Source organism: Hamadaea sp. NPDC051192, assembly GCF_040682475.1.
GTDB lineage: Bacteria > Actinomycetota > Actinomycetes > Mycobacteriales > Micromonosporaceae > Hamadaea > Hamadaea flava.
On the sequence record NZ_JBFBAZ010000228.1, the window covers coordinates 1 to 8,053 of the forward strand.

The 8,053-nt window shown below is 71.5% G+C and carries 6 protein-coding genes; 4 read left to right on the top strand and 2 right to left on the bottom strand.

The window, feature by feature from the left end; all coding sequences use genetic code 11:
* On the bottom strand, positions 1–2,513 hold a 2,513-nt coding region (locus AB0M47_RS41075), incomplete at its 3' end, for a M4 family metallopeptidase (RefSeq protein ID WP_363423999.1).
* Positions 2,514–2,708: 195 nt separating this feature from the next.
* On the opposite strand from AB0M47_RS41075, the gene AB0M47_RS41080 reads away from it, so the two are divergent.
* Positions 2,709–3,080, top strand: coding sequence for a hypothetical protein (locus AB0M47_RS41080; protein WP_363424001.1), 372 nt, complete (start codon positions 2,709–2,711; stop codon positions 3,078–3,080).
* Between the two features lie 186 nt (positions 3,081–3,266).
* Here AB0M47_RS41080 and AB0M47_RS41085 read toward each other — a convergent pair whose 3' ends face one another.
* Entirely contained in the window at positions 3,267–3,794 is a 528-nt protein-coding gene (locus tag AB0M47_RS41085; protein ID WP_363424003.1) for a hypothetical protein, read from the bottom strand.
* Between the two features lie 63 nt (positions 3,795–3,857).
* Here AB0M47_RS41085 and AB0M47_RS41090 point away from each other — a divergent pair, with 63 nt between their 5' ends.
* The 3 genes from AB0M47_RS41090 to AB0M47_RS41100 form a co-directional block, all read left to right on the top strand.
* A complete protein-coding gene (locus AB0M47_RS41090; RefSeq protein WP_363424006.1) occupies positions 3,858–4,508 on the top strand; it encodes a 50S ribosomal protein L11 methyltransferase in 651 nt (216 codons plus the stop codon).
* 22 nt (positions 4,509–4,530) lie between these two features.
* Complete coding sequence (locus AB0M47_RS41095) at positions 4,531–4,836, top strand: trypco2 family protein (protein WP_363424009.1); 306 nt, start codon at positions 4,531–4,533, stop codon at positions 4,834–4,836.
* Positions 4,833–8,053, top strand: a 3,221-nt coding sequence (locus AB0M47_RS41100) for a trypsin-like peptidase domain-containing protein (protein WP_363424011.1), incomplete at its 3' end; no start/stop codon positions are given. The genes AB0M47_RS41095 and AB0M47_RS41100, both read left to right, overlap by 4 nt.

Here is an 8,053-nt window from a genome sequence, read left to right on the forward strand (position 1 = left end):
ACCTCGGTGGACAGGTTGACGGTGAAGGTCTGGTCGATGTTGTCGGCCGAACCACCCGTCCGGTTACGCAGCGCGTAGACCGAGCCGTCCGGCGCGACCAGCGAGACCACGAGGTCACCGACGTAGGTGTGCACGATGTGCACCTCGACGGTGGAGGTCGAGCTGGCGTTGCCGGTGCAGCCGGCGATGGTGATCGCGCTGTTCACCGTGGTGTTGTCGGGGATGGTGACGTCGGTGCCGTTGGTGCCGCTGCAGGCGGGCGGCGTCGATCCGGCGAGGTTGAGCGTCCAGCTGTTGATGTAGCCGGTGTCAGCGCTGGCGGCGTCCTGGACGCGCAGTCGCCAGGTTCCGTTGGCGACCTCGCTGGACAGGTTCACGGTGTAGGTGGTGTCGATGTTGTCGGTCGAGCCGCCGGCCCGGTTGGACAGCGTGTAGACGGTGCCGTCCGGGGCGACGAGGGACACGACGAGGTCACCGATGTAGGTGTGCACGATGTGCACCTCGACGGTGGACCCGGCACCGGCGTTACCGGTGCAACCCGAGATCGTGATCAGGGACTCCACCGTGGTGTTGTCCGGGACCGTCACGTCGGTCGCGTTGGTCTGCGAGCACCCGGGCGGGCCGTTGACCGTCAGCATGTAGGAGGTCGAGCGCGTCGATCCGGTGCCCGTGCCCGTCACGGTGATGGGGTAGCTGCCGGCCGGAGTGCTCGCCGCGGTGGCGATGGTCAGCGTGGACGAGCCGCCCGTGGTGACCGAGGTCGGGCTGAACGTGGCGGTCGCCCCGCTCGGCAGGCCCGTGGCGGTCAGGTTGATCGTCTGGACCGAGCCGTTGGTGAGCGTGGTGCTGATCGTGCTGGTCAGCGAGCCACCCGGGTTGACCGAGCCCGCCGCCGGCGTGGCGGCGATCGAGAAGTCGTTGCCCGCCGGGCAGGACGCGTCGGAGCCGGCCACGTTGACCGCGGTCCACGCCGCCTGGACGGCCTTGTACTCGGCGCTGCACAGACCGTAGAGGTCGGTGGCGGCGCTGAGCGTGTACGCCCGCGAGGTGTTGGCCGGCGTGGTGGTGTTCACGTACCGGGTGTTCGACGTGAAGTAGACGTCGAGCGCGCGGAACCAGATCTTCTCGGCCTTGGTCCGGCCGATGCCGACGACGGCGGGAGCGCTGCCGCAGACCGGGCTGGTGCCCCACTGCGTCGCGCCGGTGCCCTCGGCGAGGTTGAAGAAGAAGTGGTTGCCGACGCCGGACGAGTAGTGCACGTCGACGCTGTTGGTGCTGGTCGACCAGCAGCCGTGCGACGCGCCGTCGAGGGTCGGGTTGTACATCCAGCGCAGCGGGCTGCCGTCGCCGTTGATGTTGATCTCCTCGCCGATGAGGTAGTCACCGGGGTCGGAGGTGTTGTTGGCCGAGAACTCGACCGCGGTGCCGAAGATGTCACTGGTGGACTCGTTGAGGCCGCCGGACTCGCCCGAGTAGGTCAGGCCGCCGGAGACCACGTTCTCCGTGACGCCGTGCGACATCTCGTGGCCGGCGACGTCGATCGCCACGAGCGGGTTCGCGTTGCCTGAACCGTCGCCGTAGGTCATCTGGGCGCCGTCCCAGAACGCGTTCACGTAGTTGCTGCCGTAGTGCACGCGGGACGGCACGCCGGTGCCGTTGCCGAAGATGCCGTTCCGGCCGTGGACGTTCTTGTAGTAGTCGAACGTCAGCGCCGCGCCGTAGTGGGCGTCGACGCCGGCCGACTGCCGGTTCGAGTTCGTCCCGTTGCCCCACACGTTGTCCGCGTCGGTGAACGTGGTGCAGGTGGACGTGCCGTTGTTCAGGTCGCAGGTGCGGCCGTTGCCGTGCGACGGGTCGATCATCGAGTAGGTGCTGCCCGACAGCGTGGTGTCCACGGCGACGGTACCCGAGAAGATGCTGTTGCCCGTGCCGGAGACGGTCTCGATCTCGTCGAACGAGCCGAGGTACGCGCCGGTGACCGCGTCGCTGATGACGTGCAGCCGCGACGGGGTCTGCTTGTCCGGCGCCCAGCCCGAGACGACCGTCTCCCAGGCCAGCTTGCCGGTGCCGGAGGTGGCGTCGACGAACAGCTCGGAGCTGCCGACGCTGGTGATGGTGCCGCGGAAGTTCTGCCGGGCGACCGCCTTGGCCTGGGCCGACGTGGTCTTCGCCGTGGTGCTGATGGACAGCGGCGAGGCCAGACCGACCGAGGTTCCGGCGTACGCGCCGGTGGGGCTGGTGTGCACGACGATGTCGCCGCCGTAGACCCGCAGCCCGTTGTAGGTACGCGTGTAGCGCACGTGCGAGGCGCCGTTCGCGTCCGTGATCGTCCGATACGAGCTGAACGCGTCGGACCCGGATGCCGCAGCAGCCGCCCTGTGCTCCGAGAGCGCCTGGTCGGCGCGTGCGACGGCGGACGCCGATCCGCCCGGAGCCGCACCCGCTGGTGCGGTGCCGAGCAAAACGCCGCCCATCAAGAGGGCGGCGCCGGCGATCGCGATGGATCTTCTCACTGAGTCCTCCCCGACTTAGTGTGATGATGGCGGTAGCCACCGAGAGATTTATATATCGAAGGAAGACACATTGTGAATGCTGGGAATGTGACATCCTTGTCCGGCCGATGGACACTAGGTGTCATAGCGGTAGCCCTCGCTTTGCTGACCGGCTGCGCCAACAGCCCTGGCCAGCAGCCCTCGACGGAGGCGACCATGGCCGCGCCGACCCTCGCCGCCCGGTTCACCACGCTCGAGGTACGCCGGGCCGGCGGAATCGCCGGAATGAGTGACAAGGTCGCCGTGACCCCGGACGGCAGCTGGACGAAGACGGCCAAGAACGGCTCGACCAAGACGGGCAAGCTGACGGCGGCCCAGCTGGATCAGCTGCTGGCGCTGACCTCGGACCAGCGGCTCGGCCAGGAGGCGCTGCGGTCGCAGAAGCCGACCCAGTGCCGCGACGCCTTCTCCTACGTGGTCAGCGTCGACGCGATCAGCGTGGCCTACGTGGACTGCCCGGCCGACGGCGGAACGCCCGAGATCGCCAAATCGGTCGTGGGCGTGATTCAGGAAGCCGGCGCGCTCTAGCGCCGGGCGCTGACGCGCAGAGGTGTCGGCAGAGGTGTCGGTGCGGCGACGCGGTCGGGTGCGAGCCGTGTCGAACAAGGCGTCGCCGCACCGACACCCATCCTGCGGCACCCCCGGGTGGCAGTCCAGTCCGATTGTCTGTCAAATGAGGACAGTGTCGGGCATGACAGGTTTGGTGCGGCTCGCTCAGAGTGGGCCGTGCGCCCACTCCACGCCGGGCAGGACCGCCGTCCACAGCGCCGGATCCAGCCCGAACCCGTCCGCGGTCTGCTGGAGCATCTGCGCCTCGTCGGCGAAATCCGCGCGATCCACAACCGACAGTGCCTCGCTGTAGAGGCCCGACGCGTCCCAGCGCTCGCGTACCACGACCGACGCGCCGCTCGGCCGCTGCGGGTCGGCCTCCACCCGCAACACGATCCGCCGCCCGGTGCGCGGCTGGTGGGCGATCTCCAGGACCAGCGAGTACGCCTCCTCGACCAGGACACCCGGCCGGGACATCATCGGCACCCAGCCCGGCAGCCCGGTGATCCGCTGCGCCCAGGCGACGGCCACCCCGGGATGGACGCCGATGGCGCCGGAGACGTGCACCGGCGGACCGACGAATCCCGTGGTGTCGTCGAAGCGGCACAGCGACCAGAATCCGGGGCCCTGCGGCACCAGCGCCCAGTATTGGTCGGCACGGGCGGCGTCCCGGATGTGTTCGACGGAGGTCACGGCGGACAGCGTACGGGCCGACTGCCGTCCAGTGGATCAGCCCGATGGGTAGGGTCTACAGGCGTGCTGATCGACTTCGTCCGGGCCCACACCGAACCGCTGGGGCTGCCGTTCCTGCCCGAGCTGAAGCTCCGGCAGGCCACCGAGGCCATCCCGCTGTGGGAGCTGATGGAGCAGGTCACCGGGCGGAAGGGACTCCCGCCGCCGTTCTGGGCCTTCGCCTGGGCCGGCGGCCAAGGCCTCGCCCGCCACATCCTCGACCATCCCGAGCTGGTGGCCGGCAAGTCCGTCCTCGATCTGGCCGCGGGCGGCGGGCTCGTCGCCATCGCGGCCGCGCGGTCCGGCGCGCGCAGCGTCGTCGCCAATGAGATCGACGAGTACGCCGACGCGGCGATCGCGCTCAACGCGGAGCTGAACGGGGTGACCGTCGACCGGGCGCTCGGCGATCTGCTGAGTACGCCGCCCGGACTGCCCGTTCCGGACGCCGACGTCGTGCTGGCCGGGGACGTCTTCTACAGCCGCGACATGGCGAACGCGATGCTCGGGTTCCTGCGACGGCAGCACGAACGCGGGGCGCTGGTGCTGGTCGGCGACCCCGGACGCGCTTACCGCCCGACCACCGGCTTCGAGCAGGTCGCTGCTTTCCGCGTACCAGTGAATGAGGACCTGGAGGACGCGGACCTGAAGCACACCACGGTCTTGCGCATGGTCTGAGCCGCCGGGAAGGATGGTCCGCATGTCGCAGATCGGGCTCGTCGACGTCGTCCAGGCCTTGCGCGCGGAGCTCGCGCGGGCGAGTGCGGAGGCGGTGAACGCGCCGGTGCAGTTCCCGGTGGGCCAGGTGACGCTGGAGTTCCAGGTGGGCGTGACCCGCAGCGCGGAGGCGCGGGGCGGCGTGCGGTTCTGGGTGGTGGAGCTGGGCGGGCAGGCCGGGGTCGCGAGCGAGTCGGTGCAGAAGGTGACCATCGTGCTGGAGCCCCCGGTCGACGCGGACGGCCTCCCGATCAAGGTGGGCTCACGTGGCCTGGAGAAACCCGCGTGACTGGGTACGCCGATCGTGCCGTCGAGGTCCTCTGCGAAGGTCCCGGCGGCTGGATCAGCGGCACGGGCCTGCTCGTGACCGACCGGCTCGTGCTGACCGCCGCGCACACCGTGACCGCCGACGGCGCCGTCACCGTGCGCGGCGTGGACAAGGTGGAGCATCCGGCGCTGGTCCTGCTGCTGGGCGGCGAGCGCGCCGACCTGGCGCTACTGGAGCTGGCGACGCCGCTGCCCGGCGTGCGGCCGCTGCGGTTCGGCTCGGTCGACCGGGAGGCCGCCGCGGTGATCCGCGACTGCCGGGCGATCGGCTACCCGAACTTTCAGGAACGCCGGACGCCGGACGGGCGTTCGACGCGAGACACCGCACAGCTCGACGGCGAGATCCCGACCGCCGACCAGCGGGTCGCCGACCTGCTGACCTTCCGGGTCACCAGCACGCCCCGGCCGCTCCCGCCGCAGCAGGAGGCGCTCGGGCGCAGCCAGTGGTCCGGCGTCTCCGGCAGCGCGGTCGTGACCGGCCCGGCCGGGAACGAGATCGTGCTCGGCGTCGTCACCGAGCACCAGCCGCGAGCGGGGGAGTCGGCGCTGACCGCCACCCCGATCACGCACCTCGACCGGCTGCCCAACGCCCGCCTGTGGTGGCGGGAACTCGGCTGCACCCCGGCCACCCTCGTCCGCCTGCCCGCGACCGCGCGTCGCGTGGGCTATCAAGCCGTCCTCGCCGAAGTCGCGGGGCGTACGCCGGACCTGCTGGACCGGGCCGCCGATCTCGCGGCGCTGCGCGCCTTCGCCACCGGCTCGCCCGGCTATCGGCGCGTCGTGGGACCGCCCTGGGCGGGCAAGACCGCGCTGGCCGCCCATCTGGCCGCGAGCCCGCCCGACGGGGTCGACTGCGTGGCGTACCTGTTGCAGCGGCGCGCCCTCGACGCCAGCGCGGACCGGTACCTCGCAGCCGTCACCGGACAGCTGGCCGCGTTGCTCGGTGAGGACCCGCCTGTCGAGCCGGACGCGGCGGCGTTCGCCGACCTGTGGACCCGGGCGGCCGACCGCGCGGAACGTCTCGAACGCCATCTGCTGCTGATCGTCGACGGACTCGACGAAGACCTCCGGCCCGCCGGGCAGCGAAGCGTCGCATCCCTGCTGCCGTCGCGTACGCCGTTCTTCACGCACGTGCTCGTGACCGGGCGCAAGACACCCGTGCCCGACGACGTGCACCCGGACCATCCGCTATGGACGCTGTATCCGGCCGAGCTGACCCAGGTCGTCGAGGCGCAACGGGTCGAGCAGCGGGCCGAGTCAGATCTGCGCGAGCTGGCCGCGGACGCGACGACGCGCGGAGTTCTCGGGGTGCTGACCGCGGCGGCCGGTCCGTTGACCGCCGACGAGCTGGCGTCCGTTCTCAGCTCGCCCGTGGACTCGTCCGGTGGGGCCGCGCCGCCTTCGGCGCTCGAGGGATCGGCCGCGCCGGGGTTCGGGGGTTCGGCGTCTTCGCTGGTCGGGGGTCCGGCGGGGGTTTCGGCGTTCGACGTGGAATCGCTTCTGCGGGAGCGGTTCGGGCGGGTGCTGGAGGACACCGGCGGCTGGCGCTTCGCCCACCAGACGCTGCTGGACACCTGCCGGGACACCGTCTTCGGACCCGTACGCCTCGCGCCGTTCACGGCACAGGTCTCGGCATGGGCGGAGTCCTGGGCGGCCCGGGGCTGGCCCGCGGACACCCCTCGGCATCTGCTCGAACACCGGCCCTGGGCGGTCATGGCCGCCGGGGGAGACCTCGGGTTCCTGGCCGACCCGGGCTGGCTGGCCGGCGCGATCGACGCCCTCGGGGTGGACGCGGTCCGGCCGATTCTGCGTACCGGGGCGGCAACGTCGGCGGAGGTCCGGTCGGCGTCGCGAGTGCTGGAGATCGCCAGTCCCGCACTGCGAGCTCCGCTGGTCCGGCCGGCCGCACAGCTCGGGCTGACGGCTGTCCACACCGGACTCCCGGCGGCCCGATGGGCGGCGGTCGCGGCCCGGCAGGCCCCGGCCGTCGTCGCGGTGTCGACGACTGGGCGCGCCAGCCGGTCCTTGACGCGTACCGTGGACTCGGGCAGCCGGCAGGTCTGGGCAGCGGCGTTCCTCGGGCCGGCCCAGGTCCTCACCGGCGACGACGACGGCCGCGTACGCCGCTGGGATCTCGACGACGGCCGAGCGGTCGACATCGGCCGCCACTTCGGCGCCATCCGGGCCTTCGCGGTGAGCCCGCGCGGCGACGAGGTGGTGACCTGCGCGGCCGACAAGACGGTGCGACGCTGGCGGATCGACGCCGACGGCTACTCGCTGGACGATCCGCCGTTCATCAACAGCGCCGGGCACATCTGGGCGGTCGCGTACGCCCCCAGCGGCGACCGCGTCGCCACCGGCGGCCAGGACGGCCAGGTACGCCTCTGGGACCTCGCCACCGGCCAGGCGACCGTGATCGGCGAACACGACGACCAAGTCCGGTCGCTGGTGTTCAGCCCGGACGGGAACCTGCTCATCAGCGGCGGCCGGGACGACACCGTACGCGTCTGGGCGCCGGCCTCGGGCACCGGCTGGGTCCTCGGTCGGGTCAAACGGTGGGCCGAGGCGATGACGATCACGCCCGACGGGTCGACGGTCATTGTCGGCACCTACATCGGACAGGTCTTCGCGTTCCCGCTCGGTGGTACGTCAGATCCGTCCGTCGTGCCGGATCCGTCCGTCGCGCCGGATCAATCGGGGCGGCCGCTCGGGCAGCATGAGGGTCAGGTGTGGAGCGTGACCGTGACACCGGACGGCCGCTCGGTGGTCTCCGGTGGCGGGGACGGGCAGGTCATGGCCTGGCCCCTCGACTCTTCCTCCTCCTTGGCCGCGTCTTCCTCGGCTTCTCTTGCCGCGTCTTCTGCGGCTTCGTCGGTGGCTTCGTCGGCGGCTTCGTCGGCGGCTTTGTCGCCGCTGGCGGTGCGGACCTTGGACGGCGATGTCGTGCCCGGGCGCGTCCTCGGGCGGCACCGGCAGCCGGTTCGCTGCGTCGCGGTCAGCCCGGACGGTTCGCTGGTCATGTCGACGGCCGCCGAGGAGCTGGTGCACGTCTGGGACCTTGCGGGGGATGGGCTCGCCGCTCGGGACGCTCCGTGGACCGCTGTCGCGGTAGGCCCCGCCGGCCGGGCCGCCAGCAGAGCCCAGGCGACGCCGGTCCACGAGGGGGCGGTCGGGCGATG

Bases quoted from the DNA above. Each gene is read 5' to 3' on its own strand.
- AB0M47_RS41080 (WP_363424001.1), top strand. From the start codon at position 2,709: ATGGCCGCGCCGACCCTCGCCGCCCGGTTCACCACGCTCGAGGTACGC.
- AB0M47_RS41095 (WP_363424009.1), top strand. From the start codon at position 4,531: ATGTCGCAGATCGGGCTCGTCGACGTCGTCCAGGCCTTGCGCGCGGAG.